This window comes from Wolbachia endosymbiont (group B) of Limnophora tigrina (assembly GCF_964263235.1).
Classification (GTDB): Bacteria; Pseudomonadota; Alphaproteobacteria; order Rickettsiales; family Anaplasmataceae; genus Wolbachia.
The window spans coordinates 891,222-912,312 of sequence record NZ_OZ181655.1 but is presented as its reverse complement, the minus strand read 5'-3'; the positions used below and the strand labels follow the sequence as shown (position 1 = coordinate 912,312).

General features: G+C 34.8%; 16 protein-coding genes. 11 read left to right on the top strand and 5 right to left on the bottom strand.

What is annotated here, in order from left to right; genetic code table 11:
• Positions 1-39: 39 nt before the first annotated feature.
• From hemJ to miaB, 3 genes are all read left to right on the top strand, one after another.
• Positions 40-468 (top strand): protoporphyrinogen oxidase HemJ, encoded by a 429-nt coding sequence (hemJ, locus tag ACE38O_RS04520; protein ID WP_374698392.1) that lies wholly within the window; start codon positions 40-42, stop codon positions 466-468.
• Between the two features lie 53 nt (positions 469-521).
• Positions 522-797: a hypothetical protein gene (locus ACE38O_RS04515; protein ID WP_147435380.1), complete on the top strand. Its 276-nt coding sequence runs from the start codon at positions 522-524 to the stop codon at positions 795-797.
• Positions 798-1,088: 291 nt separating this feature from the next.
• Complete coding sequence (miaB, locus tag ACE38O_RS04505) at positions 1,089-2,408, top strand: tRNA (N6-isopentenyl adenosine(37)-C2)-methylthiotransferase MiaB (protein ID WP_374698391.1); 1,320 nt, start codon at positions 1,089-1,091, stop codon at positions 2,406-2,408.
• A gap of 146 nt (positions 2,409-2,554) precedes the next feature.
• Here the strand turns inward: miaB and ACE38O_RS04500 are convergent, their stop codons facing one another.
• Entirely contained in the window at positions 2,555-4,021 is a 1,467-nt protein-coding gene (locus ACE38O_RS04500) for a peptide MFS transporter (protein WP_374698390.1), read from the bottom strand.
• Between the two features lie 176 nt (positions 4,022-4,197).
• Between ACE38O_RS04500 and ileS the strand changes: the two genes are divergently transcribed.
• Both ileS and ACE38O_RS04490 read left to right on the top strand, forming a co-directional pair.
• Positions 4,198-7,515 carry an isoleucine--tRNA ligase gene (gene ileS / locus ACE38O_RS04495; protein WP_374698389.1) on the top strand — a complete coding sequence of 1,106 codons (3,318 nt, stop codon included), beginning with the start codon at positions 4,198-4,200 and terminating at the stop codon, positions 7,513-7,515.
• Between the two features lie 67 nt (positions 7,516-7,582).
• The gene (locus tag ACE38O_RS04490; RefSeq protein WP_374698388.1) at positions 7,583-10,321 is read left to right on the top strand and encodes a hypothetical protein; all 2,739 of its coding nucleotides are present in this window, start codon (positions 7,583-7,585) and stop codon (positions 10,319-10,321) included.
• Here ACE38O_RS04490 and pheT read toward each other — a convergent pair.
• Both pheT and ACE38O_RS04480 read right to left on the bottom strand, forming a co-directional pair.
• Entirely contained in the window at positions 10,318-12,657 is a 2,340-nt protein-coding gene (gene pheT, locus ACE38O_RS04485; protein WP_374698387.1) for a phenylalanine--tRNA ligase subunit beta, read from the bottom strand. The genes ACE38O_RS04490 and pheT overlap by 4 nt on opposite strands.
• Positions 12,658-12,769: 112 nt before the next feature.
• Positions 12,770-13,057, bottom strand: coding sequence for a hypothetical protein (locus ACE38O_RS04480; protein ID WP_374698386.1), 288 nt, complete (start codon positions 13,055-13,057; stop codon positions 12,770-12,772).
• A gap of 240 nt (positions 13,058-13,297) precedes the next feature.
• On the opposite strand from ACE38O_RS04480, the gene ACE38O_RS04475 reads away from it, so the two are divergent.
• Genes ACE38O_RS04475 through ACE38O_RS06105 form a run of 6 tightly spaced genes read left to right on the top strand, consistent with a single transcriptional unit; the run spans position 13,298 to position 18,064 of the window.
• Positions 13,298-14,023 (top strand): F0F1 ATP synthase subunit A, encoded by a 726-nt coding sequence (locus ACE38O_RS04475; RefSeq protein ID WP_374698385.1) that lies wholly within the window; start codon positions 13,298-13,300, stop codon positions 14,021-14,023.
• A gap of 60 nt (positions 14,024-14,083) precedes the next feature.
• Positions 14,084-14,311: a F0F1 ATP synthase subunit C gene (locus ACE38O_RS04470; protein ID WP_265026588.1), complete on the top strand. Its 228-nt coding sequence runs from the start codon at positions 14,084-14,086 to the stop codon at positions 14,309-14,311.
• Between the two features lie 3 nt (positions 14,312-14,314).
• Positions 14,315-14,794 carry a hypothetical protein gene (locus ACE38O_RS04465; protein ID WP_374698384.1) on the top strand — a complete coding sequence of 160 codons (480 nt, stop codon included), beginning with the start codon at positions 14,315-14,317 and terminating at the stop codon, positions 14,792-14,794.
• Between the two features lie 8 nt (positions 14,795-14,802).
• Complete coding sequence (locus ACE38O_RS04460; protein WP_374698383.1) at positions 14,803-15,279, top strand: hypothetical protein; 477 nt, start codon at positions 14,803-14,805, stop codon at positions 15,277-15,279.
• Positions 15,280-15,293: 14 nt separating this feature from the next.
• A complete protein-coding gene (locus ACE38O_RS04455; protein ID WP_374699086.1) occupies positions 15,294-16,892 on the top strand; it encodes a glycosyltransferase family 2 protein in 1,599 nt (532 codons plus the stop codon).
• The gene (locus ACE38O_RS06105) at positions 16,874-18,064 is read left to right on the top strand and encodes a COX15/CtaA family protein (RefSeq protein ID WP_410542001.1); all 1,191 of its coding nucleotides are present in this window, start codon (positions 16,874-16,876) and stop codon (positions 18,062-18,064) included. Before ACE38O_RS04455 ends, ACE38O_RS06105 begins: the two co-directional genes overlap by 19 nt.
• Here the strand turns inward: ACE38O_RS06105 and ACE38O_RS04435 are convergent.
• Together ACE38O_RS04435 and ACE38O_RS04430 are read right to left on the bottom strand one after the other, a co-directional pair.
• Positions 18,013-20,088 carry an acetyl-CoA carboxylase biotin carboxylase subunit gene (locus ACE38O_RS04435; protein WP_374698382.1) on the bottom strand — a complete coding sequence of 692 codons (2,076 nt, stop codon included), beginning with the start codon at positions 20,086-20,088 and terminating at the stop codon, positions 18,013-18,015. The two genes, ACE38O_RS06105 and ACE38O_RS04435, sit on opposite strands and share 52 nt — an antisense overlap.
• A gap of 78 nt (positions 20,089-20,166) precedes the next feature.
• A complete protein-coding gene (locus tag ACE38O_RS04430; RefSeq protein ID WP_374698381.1) occupies positions 20,167-20,946 on the bottom strand; it encodes a hypothetical protein in 780 nt (259 codons plus the stop codon).
• Positions 20,947-21,091 lie beyond the last annotated feature (145 nt).

Here is a 21,091-nt window from a genome sequence, read left to right as displayed (position 1 = left end):
TAATATCAGAAATTTTTAACATTTTGTAACAGTATCTGTATGGATTATTACCACTGGCTCGAAGCTTTTCACGTTATCTCCGCCATTATGTGGATGGCAGGTATGCTTTATTTGCCCAGGCTTTATGTCTACCACGCAACTGTAAAACCGGGATCGGAAAATGATAGCTTGCTTCAAACAATGGAAAAGAGGCTACTTAGATATATCATAAACCCTGCAATGCTTTTCTCACTTGGTTTGGGAATGACATTAATGATTATAAGAGAAGCATATCGTGAAGGATGGTTTCATGTAAAAGCATTCGCGATACTTTTGATGTTAATTATTCATATGCTACTTGCAAAATATAGAAAAAATTTTGCAATGGGTTCAAACGAAAAAAAACACGTTTATTTTCGTGTTTTAAATGAAGCAGTTACAGTATTGGTAATAGTTATAGTTATTATGGTTGTTGTAAAACCTTTTTGACTGACCTTACCCAGAAAAAGCAGAAAGCTCGTATCTGTTCAGATGCATAGCTAATGTACAATACTGAAATAAAAATTCCAGTGCTCCCTTTCTTGTCATCCCAGTGCTTGACACTGGGATCCAGCTTTCTTTACAAATTCACCAAAAGTGCTTCATTCTATAACGCAAAACCCATACTCACCAAACTCAATGCATTACTTGCAATTAAGTTTCCTGGATGCCAGTGTCAAGCTACTCGGATGACACCATTCTTTTTCCTGGATCCCAGTGTTAGCTACTTGCATGACACCATTCTTTTTCCTGGATCCCAGTGTCAAGCACTGGGATGACAAGAAGAGGGCACTGCCCTCTTGGATGGAAGCCAGTGTTAGCTACTTTCATGACACCCTGACAACCGTCATCCCGCTACTTGTTAGCGGGATCTAGAGATACCGTGATGGTATGACGTAGGGGTTGCCGAGAACTTGTCATCCCAGTGCTTGACACTGGGATCCAGTTTTTCGTATAATTTTGTCAAAATCTATTGTGCTAGCAAGTTCACTAGCGTCACGCGCTGGTCTGTTAGACATTTACGTGTAGAGTGAAGAAATTTTGAAAAAGACATACAAAATGATAAGAGCATGAAGGGTTTGTATATTAAAACTTACGGCTGTCAGATGAACGTTTATGACTCCGTTTTAATGGAGAATATAGTTAAGCCTCTAGGATTCAACGTTGTTAGTGATGCAGAAAAAGCTGATTTGGTGATACTGAACACTTGTCACATTAGAGAGAAGGCAGCAGAAAAGCTTTATTCTGAGCTTGGGAAGATTCATTCGTCACGAAAAGAAATTACTATAGTGGTGGCTGGATGTGTAGCGCAAGCAGAGGGAGAAGAAGTATTCAGAAGGGCTCCTTTTGTTGATATTGTTGTTGGTCCGCAGAGTATCGCTACCTTACCGGAGCTGATAGTCAAAGCAAGCAGAAGTAAAGGTCATATAATAAACACTGATTTTCCTGAAGTTGCAAAGTTTGATCAATTGCCAGATGAATGCTATGGCAATAGCCAGGGGTCTTCTGCGTTTCTTGCCATACAAGAAGGTTGTGATAAATTTTGTACGTTTTGTGTAGTACCATATACTCGTGGAGCTGAGTATTCACGGCCAGTGAATGAAATATTTCGTGAAGCATTGAAATTAGTTGCAAATGGGGCGAAGGAAATCAATTTGCTTGGTCAGAACGTCAATGCTTACCATGGGAAATGCGAAGGGGAAGTGTGGGATTTAGGCAAATTAGTTAGTCATATTGCTAAAATTGAAAAGCTAGAGAGGATTCGTTATACAACTTCTCATCCAAGAGATATGCATGAATCTCTCTACTTGGCACATGCGGAAGAGCCAAAACTCATGCCATTTATTCACCTGCCTGTGCAGTCAGGTTCGAATAAAATATTGCACGCGATGAACAGAAAGCACACTGCAGAGGAGTATTTGGAAATAATAGACAGATTTCGCAAATTGAAACCTGAAATCGAATTTTCTTCTGATTTTATTGTTGGTTTTCCTGGAGAAACCGAAAAAGATTTTGAAGAAACTGTAAAATTAGTAGAAAAAATTAGATATGCTCAGGCTTATAGCTTTAAATATAGCCCAAGACCAGGTACACCAGGAGCAGAAAGAAAAGATCAAGTACCAGAAGAGGTTAAAACAGAACGCCTTCTTCGTTTACAGAAATTAATTAGTAAGCAACAACTTGAGTTTAACCAGAGTATGGTAGGCAAAACTATTTCTGCTTTGTTCAGTGATAAAAAAGGTAAACACCAAAACCAAATTATTGGTAAAAGCCCATATATGCAATCAGTGTGCATTGATGATCCTGAAGATAAATACAGGGACAAAATAGTAAACGTGAAAGTGTTGGAAGCTCGGCAGAACAGTTTGTTGGGGTGTGCCTTTCACTGATTTTAAGCAGCGTTCAATATAAGTCTTAAGCAAAGAGTATTGAAAAAATGCAATCATAATCTTTTTCAAAAGTTACAAAGTTTAATTGCTACCTCTGCTGAACGGGTACCTTAAACCTACAAATAGTAGTCTTGAGCTTACCTATATCAATTTTTTGTACTAGATGAGCTGGTAATAACTTTATGTACAAAATTAAAGAAAGGTAAAAATACAATAACGAGCATTAAATTAAATATTCCTATCTTTAAAAAACCCTCTTTATATATTTCTAAGGACTCTAAAGAGTTTATTTTACCATCTACTAAAGGAACTGACATAAATTTTGATATTGTAATTCCAGCCAGATTAGAAAATGCTAGTGTTAGCGTTACTATACCCATTACCACCCCTCTAAGGTTTTTAGGGGCTAGTGTAGTTGTTTGTTCTTGAACTAATGGAGCAATACATAATTCCCCTAGTCCTACAAAGGAAATAGCAATTATTAAGTATAAGTATCCTACTTTACCTTCAATGTTAAAGTTTAGGCACCCTATGTACAGTATGAAGAAACAAATAGCCATTGTCAGGAGGCCAAAAGTAAATATAGAAGTTGCATACTTTTTCTTAAGTTTCATATATGTTCCAAAGAGAAAGCCAAGTACTACAATTGATAAAGGGTTTATGGCTTGAGAAGCTGAAGCTGGGATTATTATACCTAACATACTACCGACAACGTTTCTCTCAGTGAACAGGTTAATTAAAGAGCCAAGCTGCATCTCTAAGGCAAAAAAACACAAGAAAAATGCCACAAGAATAGATAATGCCACTAGTTTTTGTCTTTGTTCTGCTGATGATTTAAATATTATATAAATAAATATGCCTAGGGCTGTTATTCCGACAAGTATAAGCATATTAATAAAAAGTTCACTATGTATAAGCATTTTAGCAATTATTGATGACAACAGAAAGCTTCCTATCAATACTATACCAAAAATTTTAACCCCTAATATGCGCTTATTCATAAGCTCTGGATAAGGAGAAAGACCGCTATCTCCTAAAAGACTCTGAAATTTGAGAAAAGCAATAAGCCCTATAAACATCCCAATGCCAGCTAAACCAAAGCCGTAGCGCCAGCCAAACAAATAAGCTACATAACCACATAAAACAGAAGCCAATACTGCTCCAATGTTTATGCTTACATAAAATAAAGTAAAGCCTCTGCTACGTTCAGGATCGTCTTTACTATAACATGAACCAAGTAAGTTAGTTACATTTCCTTTAAACATACCAGTACCTACAGCTATTAGAGATAAACTTAGATATAATAAACCTGGTTTGAACTCGGCTAGTGACATGCAAGCATGCCCTGCTACCATCACTATCCCTCCAAGCAACACCATGTTGCGGAACCCCATCAACTTATCAGCTAAAAAACCTCCAAGCATTGGTAGAGTATAGCCTACCGCAGCAAACAATAAGTAAACAGTAAAAGCTCTTTCATCAGTAAAACCTAAGTGAGAAGTTAAAAATAGGACTAAAAGCGCCCGCATCCCATAATAAGAGAAACGTTCCCACATTTCAACAAAGCAAAGTATTTTTAAAAACCGTGGAAACTTATCTGCCTTCTGATCCATAAAATACCCTTAAAGCTTAGGTTAATGTTAAGTAAAATAATAAAAACTGCAAGTAAAATTTAAAAAAAGGTATTAGAAGCTCGGCAGAATAGTTTGTTGGGGTGTGGGCTACGGAAATATTTTTGAATTTGTAATTTTTCAGAAAGCCCTATATTCTTTAGTTTTACGTAGCGAACATGAAGTCAAAGCATTATCCTGATACAACTAGCAGTCCTGATTTTTCGTCGTTAGAAAAAGAAATCATAAAATTTTGGCAGGAAAATAAAGTTTTTGAGCGTTCAGTTGGAGAACGTTCCAAGGATAATTGTTTTGTCTTTTATGATGGCCCTCCATTTGCAAATGGCCTTCCGCATTATGGACATTTACTCACTGGTTTCATCAAAGACGCATTTGCAAGATATCAAACTATGCTGCAAAAAAGGGTTGAACGTAGATTTGGTTGGGATTGCCATGGATTACCGGCTGAGATGGGTGCAGAAAAAGAACTTGGAATATCTGGTAGAACTGAGATAGAAAAATTCGGCATTGAAAAATTCAATAACCATTGTCGTACTTCTGTAATGAGATTTTCATCAGAGTGGGAAAAATATGTCAATAGGCAAGCAAGGTGGGTAGATTTTCATAATGACTATAAAACCATGGATAAGTCATTCATGGAGTCAGTCATGTGGGCATTTAAGCAGCTTTATGATAAGGGCTTGGTGTATGAATCAGTACGCGTTGTTCCGTATAGTTGGGCTTGCGAAACTCCATTGTCTAATTTTGAAACAAGGCTTGATAACGCGTATAGAGAAAAGACTAGCAAAGCTGTAACTGTTGCATTTGAGCTTTTAGAAAACCCACAGCAGTTTAAAAGTGTATGTAAATTACTTGCTTGGACTACAACTCCTTGGACTCTTCCTAGCAATCTGGCATTGGCGATAGGAAAGGACATCAAGTATTGTGCAGTGTCAGTCTACTCTTTGGTGTCATTCCAGCGCGTGACGCTGGAATCTATTTCTGGATCCCAGTGTCGAAGCACTGGGATGACAGAAGTTAATGAAAGGAGTTCAGTGAACAGTGAAATTTATATTTTCGCTGAAAGCTACCTAGAAAAATTTATCAGCTACTCTGAACAAAACAATATTCCATATGAAAACTGCAATATAAAACTTAAAGCGAATGATCTTGCAGGCCTTTCCTATAAGCCGCTGTTTGATTACTTTAAAGATACAAAGAATGCATTTCGTGTTTTTGTTGCTGATTATGTTACAGGAGAAGATGGTACTGGCGTTGTACACACTGCTCCTGGATTTGGTGAGGAAGATTTTTACCTTTGCCAAAGCCATGATATTCCAGTTATTTGTCCAATTGATAACAGTGGAAAATTTACTGCTGAAGTTTCAGATTTGGCAGGGGTTCATGTTTTTGATACCAATGATACAGTAATAAAAAAATTGAAAGAACAAGGAAACTGGTTCAAAACTGAACAATATATTCACAATTATCCACACTGCTGGAGAACTGACACTCCTTTGATCTATCGCACTATGCCTTCTTGGTATGTTGCCGTTACAAAATTCAAAAGCAGAATGGTAGAGCTAAATAAGAGAGTTAATTGGATACCAAACCATATAAGAGACGGTCAGTTTGGAAAATGGCTTGAAGGAGCACACGACTGGTCAATTTCACGCAATCGATTCTGGGGTACTCCGATTCCTGTATGGAAATCAGATGATGCAAGATATCCAAGAGTGGATGTATATGGTTCGATAGAAGAACTAGAGCGAGATTTTAATGTTAAAGTAGATGATTTGCACAGACCATTTATCGATACTTTAACGAGGCCAAATCCTGATGATCCAACAGGAAAATCAGTTATGCGCCGTGTGCCTGACGTATTTGACTGCTGGTTTGAGTCTGGTTCAATGCCATTTGCACAAGTCCACTATCCATTTGAAAATAAAGAATGGTTTGAATCTGCGGATTTTATTACTGAATACATAGCGCAAACCAGGGGGTGGTTTTATACGCTCTTTGTATTGTCCACTGCTTTGTTTGATAGGGAACCATTTAAGAACTGCATATGTCACGGTGTTGTTCTGGACATAAAGGGACAAAAATTATCCAAACGCTTGAATAATTATGCAGATCCAATGGAAGTTTTTGATAAATATGGTTCTGATGCGCTACGCTTTCTTATGCTTTCTGGCTCCATTGTTTGTGGTGGTAATTTGCTACTTGATAAAGAAGGAAACTCAATACGAGATGTTCTGAAAAACGTAATAAAACCTATTTGGAACAGTTATCACTTTTTTACCATGTATTCAAATGCAGATGGAATTAAAGCTGAAGTTTGTAAGGATTATCAAAGTACTATTGATCGCTACATGATTTCCAAATGTTTTGAAGCTGTAGAGAGTATCCAAACTTCTATGAACAGCTATAACTCCCAAGAGGCTTGCAAAATCCTGACAGATTTTTTTGAAGTGCTAAATAATTGGTATATTCGTCGCAGTCGTGAGCGTTTTTGGAAAAGTGATTTAGATCAAGACAAAACTGATGCTTATAATGGTCTATACACAGTTTTTTATTATATACTTCGGGCTGCAGCTCCTTTATTGCCACTTATAATAGAGACTATATGGCAAGGGCTTAAGTATAAAGAAACATCTGTTCATTTGGCTGATTTTCCACAATTAGAGGGATATGATAGTGAACTCATTGCCAAGATGGATTTGGTGAGAGAGGTATGCAATGCTGCGCTCTCTATTAGAAACACTTTTAATATACGTATCAGACAGCCACTTAGTAGTATGACGATTTATCATAAGTCTTCCTGCGGTTTTCTTGAAGATGAATATCAAGAGATGATAAAAGATGAGGTAAATGTAAAAAAACTGAAGTTAGTAAACAGACTTGAAGATATTGCATCACTAGAGTTAAAACTCAACTTCCCTGTGCTTGGAAAAAGAATTCCGGAGAAGATTAAGACACTGGTTCAATATGTTAAACAAGGAAAGTGGAAACAAGTTGAATCCGGTGTCATCCGAGTAGCTGACACTGGGATCCAGACGCAGATTCCAGCGTCACGCGCTGAAATGACAGAAAGAGGTCTCATATTTTTGGGAGACGAGTCAGAAAATTATATCATAGAAAAAGGCGAATATGAACTATTATTAAAAGCAAACAGTGAATTTTCCTCCGTGTTTGATAATAACAGAGGAATTGTGATTCTGAACACTACTTTAAATGATGAATTGATTCTAGAAGGGCTAGCGAGAGATGCCGTGAGGCTTATTCAAGAAACTAGGAAACAAGCTGATTTTCATATGTCCGATAGAATCAGAGTAATAATCAAAACAGAAGATGAGAAAATTAAGGAAGCAATAAATACGTGGATTGAATATATAAAAGAGCAGACCCTTGCCTTATCTTTGGACATTAATACAGAAATTGGAACTAACTTTTATTCTAAGGAATATCAGGATTTAATTGTTAGTATTAAGCATTAGATTATTAAGTAGTTGAAAATTGTCATTATTTATGCTACACTTAGATTGCTTAGGATAAGGTTATAATGTGAATAAAGCTGTTGCAAATGGTTATGAAGAAGTTGTTGACCTAAATAATAATAGTGATGGTTTAGGTAAAGTAGAATCTATTGTTACTTTGGAAGAGGAAGAAGAGTTTTTTGATGCTGTGGAAAGACAAGAACCGTTAGCTAATTTTAACATTCCACTCAGTATATTTCATTATAAAGATTATAACTCTGATTTTTTTACTTCCTGGTATAATATATCAAGCGAAATATTTAAGGAAATAAACAGAGCTTGCCCGGAGAAGAAAGTATTAAATTCAGCTCTATCAGTTTTAATGTTCCCTTATATAGTTTTCACTGCGTTAGGATTAGCCGTATATAATAGATTAAAAACAAATGATAAGACACAAATAAGTTCAGAGGAAAATAAAACGAAAAAAAGTGAAGTAAGTGAAAGTACAACAAAAAGATTGGCATATGGTGTTCTTGCTGCAATAGTGATTCTTGTTAATATAGCTGTGCTTGTAGCCTTAATTATTCCTGCAACACTCGCTTTGGCTACTTTTTACCTTTTAAATAGAGAGTTATCCCATTCTTTAGTTGCTGCTCTCAAAATAAGTATGGGGCAGTATTCTAATGAGCACCAAAATATTGAGGTATCTTTTCATGAAACAGAAGTTTCTAGGCCAAACATTGTGTGGTATATGGAGATTAAGTTTCCGCCACAATTTGAACAATTACTTAAAGATTTATACGAAGATAAAAATGATAGTTGGGTTGATATTAGACAGGATTCAAAGCATAATACCATACTAAAATTATCAGCTAATATCCACTTAAAAAACGGCCTTAGGCCTTTACGTAATGAGATCAAGAATGTGCTTGCAACTTCAATTCAAGAGTTTGCGAAGACTATGGAAGAGCTGATGAAGCTAGAAAAAAAAGATATTACATATGATAAGCTGAAGGAATTGTTGAACGAATTCAGACTGAAAGTGGTGAGTAGTATAGATTCTAAATTGACAAGTCACTTAATATACAACGCCTATCAAGCTGCTTTTATACAAGCAATTAAATTTGCACAGAAAAGAAGGGAGAAAAAGGGAGGTTTCTTATTAGAAAAAAGACCGAAAGAAGTATTAGTAGAGCAAGAATTGAAAAGCCAAGGTAAAGAATTACCAAGTGAAAAAGAAACTATAATAAAAGATTTGAAAGAACTGAAAAAGAAAGAGGCATTTAATTTGACTGATGAAGATGATCGATTAGAAGCGCTTGTGAAAATAAGTGATAATGCGTTTCCTGTGTTTAAAGCAAAATGGAAAAAACTTATACGAGAAGGGAAAATAGCTGAAAAAACAGTAATTGATATTTATAATGATACACATCCTCAAGAAACAGAGAAAGCTCTAGATAATGCTGAAAGAGAGATTAAGGATTTAAGAGAAATAGGACAGAAAAGATATAATGGGGTGTGTGAAAAATTAAAAGAAATACATGGAGATATAGGAAAAAGTAACTTAACAGATGGTATCTTGAGAAGGAAATTGGAAGATCTTTTTAAGCTTGAACTTACTGATCAGGCTGTTTACCAAAGATTGATAAAATCAGTGATGAAAAAAGCAAAAGTTGTGTTAAATCAATCAGATTTAACAATTGATATAAGACAAAGTTTACTTGATGAATTCTGTAATTTAAATGTGAATGTATGTTTTTATCACAAAGTAAATCTCTTGCTAGAAAAAATGCATTCAGAAATAACAAAATGTGGAATTCAAGGGTTATTTAAAGAGCAAGAGAAGAGTATAAAGAATATAAAAGATAATACGGGCATATTCAATGAAGAAAATGAAGAAGATGAAAAACGTCTAGTAAACAAGATTGTTTCTTGTCGAAAAGAAATTGGAGAGTATTTAACACAACCTGCGCAATTGAGGGAAATAATAGAAAAGCAGAATAAGGATTTAGACGTTGAGAAAAATAGTAAAGAAAAAGAATCTTCAAGTATAAAGTTAATAGAGTTATGCTTGAAAAATAACCAAGAAATTCTAAAAACATTAGAACAATTAGAATCAGAAAAAGAGAGATTATTGATAAATGAAGAAACAAAAAATGATTATATGGAAGAACTAGAATCTCGCGAAAAAATAAAGTTTGCAATAATAGAGGATGATTTACTGAAGGAGTTCGAGCGTGAAACTTTTAACGAAGAAGCAGTTAAGAAGTTGTTAGAGGAAGCGGAACTTGAATACTATTTGGCAGAAAAATGCATAAAAAGTCCTGTGATAAAAACAAAAAATAATATCAAGCACTTTTATCAAGGTTTATTGTCTCCTTTGATAGATAATTTGACAAAAGATATAATAAATAATATACCAGGAAATAAAGATATAATAAATAATATACCAGGAAATAGTGAAGGTTGTATACAGAAAGTTAAGAACTGGAGTAAAGTTATGTTTGGTGCAATAAAGATTGGAGCATCAAATGCTTATAAAGAGACTACAGAGAGAAAAGCGTTAAATGTGGCACATAATACTTATAAAGAAGGAGAGACATTTCTTCAATGTTTTCAGTCAAATTATGAAGGTGTTGGAGCCTTTTTAGGTAATTTATTTTCTGATGATGGGGTAACATTTAAAAATGATGTGTGGCCTAAAATAGAAGAGCATTTGCATGGAATGTGGGATAGATTTTTCAAGGATATTGAATTCAAGATAGGGAGTAAATTGGATGAAGTAAACGTGACACAGCCAAAGCAGGAAACTACGATTGCGGCTTAATGATGAGTTCTCAAAGTTCCTCCGGTATTTTCACATACTAAATTAACTATAGCACTTGATTCTTTTTGGATCTCTTTTTCAGTTAAAGTGTGGATTGGAGAGCAGAAAGTAACTGACAATGCTATAGACATCTTATTCGATTCTATATTATTTCCATGGTATACGTCAAATACTAAAACTTCTGTGATGAGCTCTGAGCTTTTTTTTACCACATTGATTATGTTACCTACTTCCACATCCTTATTTACAATAAATGCAAAATCACGTTTTACACTTTGGTATTTATAATCGATAAATTTCTTTCTACTTGCAGGTAAATTTTCAATATTTTCTAGTGTTACCTCAAAACCTACAACTTTTTGCTTGATGTCAAAAAGATCTAATATATTAGGATGCAACTCTCCAAAATAACCTGCTACTTTATTCTTAAAAGAGAGAGTGCCTGACTTTCCTGGGTGGTAATGTTCTTTTTCTGCTCTCTCTATCGTTAAATTATCGCAATTGACGTTAAAAAACTCCAAAGCCGCTATGCAATCAGCCTTTGCGTCAAAAACATCTACTTTTCTATCAGTATTATAATGGTTTCGCGGCAAATTATTTCCTGTTCTTATTCCACTTAAAACATGTTTAAACTGAGCTTCACCATCGTAAATCGGCCCAATTTCGAAGATTGCAAGATCAGATACTCCATGGGCAATATTATCAGCAGTTACTTGCAACAAGTTTGGTATGATACTTGGTCTCATTATATTAAAGTTATTATTAAACGGATTACTGATGGTAAGTAACTTATCCAAGTAACCAAACTTTTCAGCTATTGATTCACTCATGAAAGACCAGGTTATCACTTCATGAAATCCTCTGCTTGTCATTAAAGTGCGCAAATCATCCTGTGCATCAATTTCTACCATAACATCGCCTGCTAGTGGCTCTTCCTTTATTTTATTATAGCCGTATATCCTTGTTACTTCTTCAATTAGGTCAGCAGGTATTGTCACGTCTGATCTCCAGCTTGGTACTTGTGCATTCCAATTGCCTTCGGTTTTTTTATCAATATTAAACCCTAGTTTCGTTAAGATATCGAACGTCTCATCAGGTGATACAGACACACTTCCAAACTTGTTCACATCCTGATAATCAAAGTTCACCTTGGTGTCAGCCTTATCTAAGCTGCCGGCAGACACTACGCTTGAGACTTCTCCACCACATAAATCCAAAATCATTTTAGCTGCAAGATTGAGTCCATCAAGGGTAAATCCAGGATCGATTGAACGTGCAAATCTGTAACTAGATTCTGTGGAGATGTTCATCTGCCTTGCAGATTTAGCGATAGATATAGGGTCAAACCAAGCAGACTCTAAAAAGATATCAGTAGTTTCAAGAGTACATTCACTGCACTTTCCACCTATAATTCCAGCAACTCCATGAATATTTTTACTATCAGAAATAACGCTTGTGTCCGTGTTTAATAAGTATTCTTTACCGTTCAAACCAGCAAATTTTTCTCCGTCGTTTGCTTTGCGTACTGTGAGCTCTCCTTCTATTTTTTTTGCATCAAACGCATGCATTGGGCGGCTGAAAGATATCATAATATAGTTAGTAATGTCAACTATTGCAGAAATGGAGCGCATTCCTATCGATTCCAATTTATCTTTTAGCCACTTTGGGCTTTCTTGATTTTTTACATTGGCGATGTATATTCCACTAATAAAACTTTCCCCGTCAGTAACTTCAACATCGATTAGTGAATTTATGGAGCTGGTAAGTTGTGGAATGCTTAAAGTCTTTAATGTCCCAATTCCAGTTGCAGCAAGGTCGCGAGCTATTCCATAAATGCCTAAGCAATCTCCACGGTTTGGAGTAACATTTATATCAATTACAGGGTCACAATTGAAAAATTTATCCCCTGCTTTATAATCATCAGAAAGCTCGATTATTCCTTCACTTTCCTCTTGAACTAGTGCAAGTTCAGAAGCAGAGCAGAGCATCCCTTCACTTAGCACTTCTCGTATTTTTGTGGGCTTGATTGTGAAATCACTTTCTGGCAATGTGCTACCAAGAGATGCAAGCACAGTTTTCATACCTTCTCTAACATTGTTTGCTCCGCAAACTATTTGTAGAATTTTACTCCCATCATTTACTTTACATAATTTTAATTTATCGGCATTTGGATGAGGTACGACTTCTAATACTTTTGCAACAACAAACCCAGCCAATTTTGCATTGTCAATGACATCTTCTACTTCCAGCCCTATATGGGTTAGCTTGTCAGTAATTTCTTCTAAACTAGCACCGGTTTCTAAGTGTTCTAATAACCAAGATAATGTGAATTTCATGAACCTTTAAAGAAATAAAAGAGTTATTGTAATATAAAATGTAGTGCTTTTAAAGCTTGTTGTAGTGGAATACTGCTACATCATTGTTTATGATGTAGAAGCTTTTGTAACTTTATATCTTCTTGTAAAGAGAATCGATCTTCTCTATATCACCTTCTAAGTTTACTTCTATGAAATACTGAAGATTAACCTTATGGTCATCATGGTGAAAATGACAAACATAGCCGCCAACGGTTAGTGGTCCTAACGTGTTATGATTTTCATCTAATACTTGACCTATCATTCCATAACTACCGGTATTCTCATCAAAATAACCGTCAGTGAATCTAATATATCCACTACCAAATTCTTGCTCTAAGTTTAAAGGATGATTAGTGTTAATAAAATCTATTTCGTTCATAATAATACCTCACTAAAAATTAAATTATAACTAAAACAAGGTGTTAAGTCAAAATATTGAATAATTTAACAAAATTAGTGAATTTTAAAATACAGCGCTGACTATAATTAGCATTCTAATTACATACTTTGTTAATATGTTGATGCTATAATAATATAAAGCTTTCTATCTTAACTCTTGACTTTATCCTATAAAATTCATACTTTATTTACTGTTGCAGTTTAGGTTTATAGGATCAAAATGGCGTTAAATCCGCTAGAACAGTTTAAAGTATATACAATAATAGAGTTACCTAAGTTATTTGGATATGACGTAAGCTTTACTAATTCATCTCTTTTTATGATGATTTCGGTGATATTGGTGATACTCTTTTTGCTTTTTGGAATAAGGAAAGGGTCAGTAATACCAGGATATTTGCAAGCTGCAGTTGAATATGTATATGATTTTGTTATCTCAATAATAGAAAATAACACTGGAAGCAAAGGCTTGCAGCACATTCCATTGATATTCACAGTATTTATTTTCATTTTATCATGTAATTTGGTTGGTGTTCTTCCTTATAGTTTCACGGTCACAAGTCATGTGATAGTCACCTTCGCTTTATCGATGGTAGTTTTTACTTATATAACGATTGTTGGGTTTAAGGAAAGGGGAGTAGAATTTTTACGTATATTGTTGCCAAAAGGCACTCCATTATGGCTTGCACCCATGATGATTTTTATTGAGTTATTTGCTTACCTGGCAAGGCCTATAAGCTTATCAATAAGGCTTGCTGCAAACATGATTGCAGGTCATACAATTATCAAAGTAATAGCAGGGTTTATCGTAAACATGAACGTGGTTCTAACCCCTATACCATTTTTATTTATAATCGCATTAATAGGGTTTGAAGTGTTTGTTGCAATTCTGCAAGCTTATATATTCACCTCTTTAACATGTGTATATTTATCAGATACAGTAAAATAATTGACTTACCTGCAGAATATTTTATAATTAATACTATAAAGAAATAGTTAAAGGTAATATATGGATTTAGAAGCTTTAAAATTTGTAGCGATTGGTTTTTCTATATTTGGAATGCTCGGAGCAGCTTTGGGTGTGGCAAATATATTTTCTACTATGTTAAATGGGCTTGCAAGAAACCCTGAATCAGAAGATAAAATGAAAAAATATGTCTATACAGGAGCAGCTTTAGTTGAAGCAATGGGATTATTTGCGTTTCTACTTGCGCTATTGTTAATATTTGTTGCTTAACACATGCCACAGCTTGATGTTTCAACCTTCTTTTCTCAAGTTTTTTGGTTTTTAATTTTTTTCTCTTCACTTTTTTTTATAGTAAGTTGTTTGTTTTTACCAAAGTTAGATGAAATAATAAGCACTAGAAGTAAAGAAGTATTGGGTTCTTTTAATGGTTCTGTTCATCTTTTAAGACTTACGGAAGATCAGATTGCCAAGTATAATGCCGCTTTAAACCAAGCTAGAATACAGGCAAAAAAAATCATAGATGATGCACTTGCTCAGGTAGAAGAAATGAGAGCTAATGTTAAGAATATATTAGAAGAGGAAGACAAAAAAAAGAGCAAGCTTATTGAAGAAAAAGTGGCAGAATTTAAATCTGAATATACTGATCAGTTAAAACAAATGGCTACTAGTATTGCTTTAATTTATTATACTAAATTGACCAATTCTGAAATTGAAGAGGAGTTTGTTGCTGACTTGGTGTCCAAAGAATTTTAGGGGTTTTTATGTCTACATCACTGATTATCGGTCTTGCCTTCTTGGTAAGTTTTGTCCTTTCGTATAAATTGCTAAAGAAAGTGATAAAAAATGCGCTTAACAATAAGCGTAACAAAAGCAAATTTTCAAGTGAAGAAACTGAAAAATTCAGGAAAGATATGTTGGAGTATTACAAAAAATCTTCTGAAAAATACAAAGAATTAGATGCAGAAGTTAATAAAATGATGAATGAAGCACTTGATAAAGCTAATAGTATCATTAAGCACAATAGACAGCAGCTAGATCAGACATTAGATAACAATGTCCATTCTAACTTGAAGAAAGTCACTGACCAAGTTGAAAAAGCTCTTGGAGATTTACAGACTAACACAGCGAATATAGCTGCTGATGCTGTAAAAAAAATAATGCATGAACGTAAAGATGATAAGCGTAGTAGCGAGGTCATATCTTCATTTTCACGTGACTTAAATAAAAAATTGCATTAGGTTTAATGCAAGAATTGCCTATACTTCAAGCTGATAATGTAGAAAAAATTAAGTTTGATTCTAGTTTGTGCAAAGAGCCAGAGAAACTTTTTTACTATAAATTTAATATGATTCCTTGGCAAAAATTAAATGATACTACTTTTTTTATGGTTGAAGACACAAGCCGAGATATCAACCGTTGGGTCGAAGCTCATTACGGTATTGACTATGTATTAATAAAAGTGGATAGCGAACAGATTTTAAATCTTCTTAACTCGCACTTTGGTATTTCAGAATTTGCAAGCAACTACTTATATTACAAGAATGCTAATTTTTCAGCTAAAAGCATTAAACTAAGCTCAATATTTTTTGCTTCTTTCTTTATTGTAACTTCAATTTTAACACTAACAGAGAAATATACATATTTTGCTTTGATGTTGATATTTATAATCGGATGTGCTAGTTATTTATTCAAGTTTATAGCTACAATTTTTAACTTATGTGAAACCTCCAACCAAAAAGTGGATTATAGTAAGCTGAATGAAGAAGATTTTCCTATATATACTATTTTATTGCCTGCTTTTAAAGAAAGTGCAGTGATAGAGCAATTGATCGAAAGCATTGAAAGTTTGGATTATCCAAAATCGAAATTAGATGTGAAGCTTCAGGTAGAAAGTGATGACCAGGAAACGCTAGCAGCTATAGAAAAGTACACTTTACCACAGTATTTTGAAGTAATAAAAGTGCCTCATTCTTTGCCTAGAACAAAAGCCAAGTCATGCAATTATGCTATGAGCTTTGCTAGAGGAAAGTATGCAGTAATATATGATGCGGACGATAAACCAGACCCATTGCAGTTAAAAAAAGCACTGATTGAATTTGATAAGGGCGACGATAAGCTTGCCTGTGTACAGGCGAAATTAAATTACTATAATTGTGATTATAATTTTCTCACAAAATCCTTTTCTCTGGAGTATATGAACTGGTTTCAATACTTATTGCCTGGATTCCAAAAAATGAACATGCCAATGCCTTTGGGTGGTAGCAGTAATCATTTTTCAGTAAAAATTCTAAAAAAATTGTTTTTCTGGGATGCTTATAGTGTTACCGAAGATGCTGACCTTGGTTTGAGACTTGCACAAATGGGATATAAAACCAGGATGATTGACTCAGAAACATTGGAAGAGTCACCAATTGCTGTATTTGCTTGGATTAAGCAAAGAGCGCGCTGGATCAAAGGCTATATGCAAACTTATATTGTTCATTTAAAAAATATAAAGTCTCTTTATAAACACACTGGATTTAAGGGAATTTTGCTATTGAATCTTTTTATTGGCTCTGCAGCTTTTATATTTTTTACTACTCCATTTTTACTGCTTTCATTGATATTAACTAAAGTTTTAAATGAATTATTTTTGTACTACTTTGTAGTGGTATACGTTACTAACCTGATTCTTTTGGTAATAGCTGTCAAACAGCAAAAGATGCCTTTTTATTTTTATATAGTATCGATATTTTTTCCGGTCTACAGTCTGCTACATAGTGTTGCAGCTTTTCTTGCCTTGTGGGAATTTATTCTTTACCCTGAGCGATGGAACAAAACTCAGCATGGTTTATGGAATCAAAACCTGTAGCTATTTGGCTTTTTCTCTGCTGTATTATGGTAATTCTCATGGTGGGGATTGGTGGATTTACCAGACTTTCAAAAGCAGGATTGTCAATCACGGAGTGGAAACCCATCACTGGAACATTGCCACCACTGAGTGGACAAGATTGGCTACAAGAAAAATTAAAATATGAAACTACACCTGAGTATAAAGCATTCAACTATGGTATGAGTATGGAGGAATTTCAGGCTATATACTTAATAGAATATGTACACAGATTGGTTGCAAGACTAACAGGTTTAGTTTTTGTCCTGCCATTTATATATTTTACATTAAGAAGAAAAATATCTAAAAAGGTAGCAATAAGGCTATTTATGGCATTATTATTTGGAGCTTTACAAGCTTTTGCTGGTTGGTATATGGTTAAAAGTGGTTTAGTAACTGAACCTCATGTTAGCCACTATAGGCTTGCACTTCACTTATTATTAGCATTAATTGTCTTTGCATTATTGTCATATCAATTTTTTGATTATCAGATATGGATCCCAGCGTCACGCACGCAATTGCACGAACATTGCGATATAAGAGTAACTTTCACCAAGAAAGATGTCATCCCAGTGCTTGACACTGGGATCCAGCTTTTATTATGCAGCCGCTTGGCATGTTTATTTAAAGTTAAGTTTCCTGGATCCCAGTGTCTGGGCACTGGGATGACAGGATTTCAATCTACTAACAGTAGTATATATTACACAATACTTATTCTGATTCTAGTTGCTATACAAATAATTTTCGGCGCATTTGTTGCGGGATTAAATGCTGGTTTGATTTACAATACCTTTCCACTAATGGACGGACAAATCGTTCCAGAAGATTTATTTTTCTTACACCCTATATGGCTGAATATCTTTGAGAACAGAGCGACAGTGCAATTTATACATCGAGCACTGGCATTGCTAATACTAGCTTTGGTAGTAATACTCACAGTAAAAAATGCTAGCGTAAAACCGGTATATATTATGCTGCTCTCCGTTATCATTCAGATCATTTTGGGTGTAATTACTCTATTATTGCACATACCAATAGCCATTGCCATAGCTCATCAAGTGTTTTCATTTATCTTGTTTGGGTCAAGTTTATACTTCTTGTGTTATTTAAGAAAGCAGACTACATCACCAATCTGCACATTTTTTCCTTCTTGAACGGGAATATTTTTTATCACCATTGCTGCTTCAGCGCATATAATATTTTCCATTTTCATTGCCTCCACCACAAATAAAGGTTGTCCTATTTCCACCTGATCTCCTATATTTACGTGCAACTTAACTAATAAGCCAGATATTGGGGATTTTACAGCATCTACTGAAATCCCTTCTGTTTCATTATTTAGCATTAACCTACTTAATTCAGCTACATGAGGCTTAAATATACAACACTCAGCTTTCATGCCTGCATGTCTTATGAAGTATTTGCTGCCTTGTTTTTCTACTTTAAGTGTTATATCTGTATCATCATTAATCGTGATGTTTAGCAACCTATAACTTGATTTCCACTTGCCTATAACGGGGTATTTATTGTGATTATATACTGTTATTAATATATTATCTTGGTATCTTGCACTTACGGAGTACTCATTGTCATTTATATTCACTATGAATAAATCTCTTGCACGGTCACCTGCCATCCGAGTAGCTGATACTGGTGCCCCTTCTTTTTTACTAGATTCCAGTGTCACGCACTGGAATGACACCTGAGATGTTTCATTCACTGCTTTATGATGGTACCTTTCTTCATTTTCCAAATGAACATATAACGCAGTGAAAATAAATATTTTAATATACTCCTCTGTAACAAAATCGCCGTGAAACCCACTAGGGTAATGATCTGGAATGAATCTCGTATGGAGCTTTGCTGCGATAAAATTTGGGTGATGGAAGATGGATTCTAGAAATTCTATATTATTTGTTACTCCTTCTATATAGCATTCAGACAATGCTTTTTGCATTCTGCTGATCGCTTCTACTCTATCTTTTCCATATGTTATAACTTTTGCAATCATTGAGTCATAGAACGTGCTAATTTCTGAACCGCTAGCTACTCCATCATCTATTCTTACATAATCATTTCCACCTGGTTTATCGTAATATTTTATTCTTCCGCTGGAAGGGAAAAATTTCTTCGATGGGTCTTCAGCGCAAATTCTACTTTCTATTGCAGAACCAGTAAGTTTAATATCATCCTGATTGAATCTCAATTTTTCTCCACAGGAAGTTCTAATCATTTCTTCTACTATGTCTATTCCAGTTATAAATTCTGTTACTGGATGCTCAACTTGCAATCTCGTATTTACCTCAAGAAAATAGAAGTTTTGGTCTTTATCTACAACGAATTCAACAGTGCCTGCTGAAAAATAGCCAACTTGCTTTGCCAGAGAAACACATTGGACATACATTTTTTGTCTTACTTCTTCACTAATGAATGGACTTGGCGTTTCTTCTATTATCTTCTGGTTATTCCTTTGTATCGAGCATTCTCTTTCTCCAAGACACACTATATTGCCATATTTATCTGCTATGATTTGTATTTCAATATGTCTTGGTAGTTCTATATATTTCTCTATAAAGATACTGCCATCCTTAAAACTTTTCTCTGCTTCATTTGTTGCTGATGTAAATGCTAGTTCAACTTCTTTTTTGGAATTTACAACTCGCATTCCTTTGCCACCACCGCCTGATGCAGCTTTAAGCATAACGGGAAAACCGATCTCTTCAGCAACTTGAGCTGCATGGGCAGCATCGCTGATCTTACCCATATATCCTGGCACTACATTCACTCCAGCTTTTCTTGCCGCTTCTTTTGCTGTTATTTTGTTGGCTGTAACTTCTATTGTTTCTGCACTGGGACCGATGAAGTCTATATTGTGTTTTTGCAGAGCACGTGGAAAATCTGGATTCTCTGCTAAAAAACCATAGCCAGGATGAACTGCCTGCGCACCTGTTTCAACTGCTACCTCGCATATTTTTTCAATGTTTAAATAACTAAGGCAAGATGGCGAAGGGCCAATATACCTCGACTCATCTGCTTGCCTTACATGCACAGAATTTACATCTGCATCCGAATATACGCACACACAAGATATACCCATCCTATGAGCAGTTCTGATAATCCTGCAGGCAATCTCCCCTCTGTTTGCTATTAAAATCTTACTGTACTTCTTTTCTGTCATCGTATAAGTATACTTTCCTAAGCTGGAAAAGTAAATTTCTATATCATTGCCTGCAGGTGATTTTCTCTTTGTTATATATTAGCCACCACCAGCTACCCTTGCAAGATCCGGACCACTAAAAGTTTCCACTGGAGTGCTCACGTCATGCAAGTCATATATCTCACTACACACTTTGCCTGACAGATACGCAGCCCCACCAGAAATTATTCCAGCCATCGAAGCCAATGCAAGAGACTGAGAAACTAAAAATAAAAAGTATAAAGAAAGACACAAAGCAGCAATACAAGCTATAGCTCCTACTATATATAAGCACAGGCAAACCTTCTGATTACATATAAGACTGTCTTTTATGCCTGCGATTTTTCTTACCTCCTTCTTAACTGTTTTACTAACCCAATCAAGAGGAGTCTTTTTAGATTTATCTAACGCACATCTATTAGACAATGCATCTTTAATATAACTTTTGACATTTTCTAATTTTTCCGAATCTAACCTTGGGTTAGTTTTTTCAGATTCCAAATGCTCAAATACTCCTTTTACTACACTTAGTAATATTCCCATCTTTGCTGCTATATGAAATGGATTTTCATGATCTTCATTGTACTCTAACAAATAAACATCTTTTCCAACACTTTTCTTGAAAATAAATAAAAAGCTGTCAATGTTTCCTGTTCTTGCAGCTAAATGCAGGAGATTATCTCCCCGCACTATTTGCTTTGTTTTATCAAATGGGCCGGTGTAACGCCAACCGACTTCAGCTTTATTATCTGAGAGCAATGTTGCTATTTCATTGGTATTAGCTTTACTTTCTTCGAGAAATTTTGCTATTGTGTTTTTCTCATTTGTAGATCCAACCATAACTTACCTAACTACTTAACCAATAATAAATTATATAACACAACTTATTGAAAATAAATATAATTTAATCTCTCAGAATAAATAAATTCTACATTGTTACAAACGTGGATTTTGGGTATCATAGCCTATACTTTACTGTGACAAT

Bases quoted from the DNA above. Each gene is read 5' to 3' on its own strand.
- ileS (WP_374698389.1), top strand. From the start codon at position 4,198: ATGAAGTCAAAGCATTATCCTGATACAACTAGCAGTCCTGATTTTTCG.
- ACE38O_RS04515 (WP_147435380.1), top strand. From the start codon at position 522: ATGTACAATACTGAAATAAAAATTCCAGTGCTCCCTTTCTTGTCATCC.
- hemJ (WP_374698392.1), top strand. From the start codon at position 40: ATGGATTATTACCACTGGCTCGAAGCTTTTCACGTTATCTCCGCCATT.
- ACE38O_RS04500 (WP_374698390.1), bottom strand. From the start codon at position 4,021: ATGGATCAGAAGGCAGATAAGTTTCCACGGTTTTTAAAAATACTTTGC.
- ACE38O_RS04460 (WP_374698383.1), top strand. From the start codon at position 14,803: ATGTCTACATCACTGATTATCGGTCTTGCCTTCTTGGTAAGTTTTGTC.
- ACE38O_RS04480 (WP_374698386.1), bottom strand. From the start codon at position 13,057: ATGAACGAAATAGATTTTATTAACACTAATCATCCTTTAAACTTAGAG.
- pheT (WP_374698387.1), bottom strand. From the start codon at position 12,657: ATGAAATTCACATTATCTTGGTTATTAGAACACTTAGAAACCGGTGCT.
- miaB (WP_374698391.1), top strand. From the start codon at position 1,089: ATGAAGGGTTTGTATATTAAAACTTACGGCTGTCAGATGAACGTTTAT.
- ACE38O_RS04475 (WP_374698385.1), top strand. From the start codon at position 13,298: ATGGCGTTAAATCCGCTAGAACAGTTTAAAGTATATACAATAATAGAG.
- ACE38O_RS06105 (WP_410542001.1), top strand. From the start codon at position 16,874: ATGGAATCAAAACCTGTAGCTATTTGGCTTTTTCTCTGCTGTATTATG.
- ACE38O_RS04470 (WP_265026588.1), top strand. From the start codon at position 14,084: ATGGATTTAGAAGCTTTAAAATTTGTAGCGATTGGTTTTTCTATATTT.
- ACE38O_RS04435 (WP_374698382.1), bottom strand. From the start codon at position 20,088: ATGACAGAAAAGAAGTACAGTAAGATTTTAATAGCAAACAGAGGGGAG.
- ACE38O_RS04430 (WP_374698381.1), bottom strand. From the start codon at position 20,946: ATGGTTGGATCTACAAATGAGAAAAACACAATAGCAAAATTTCTCGAA.
- ACE38O_RS04465 (WP_374698384.1), top strand. From the start codon at position 14,315: ATGCCACAGCTTGATGTTTCAACCTTCTTTTCTCAAGTTTTTTGGTTT.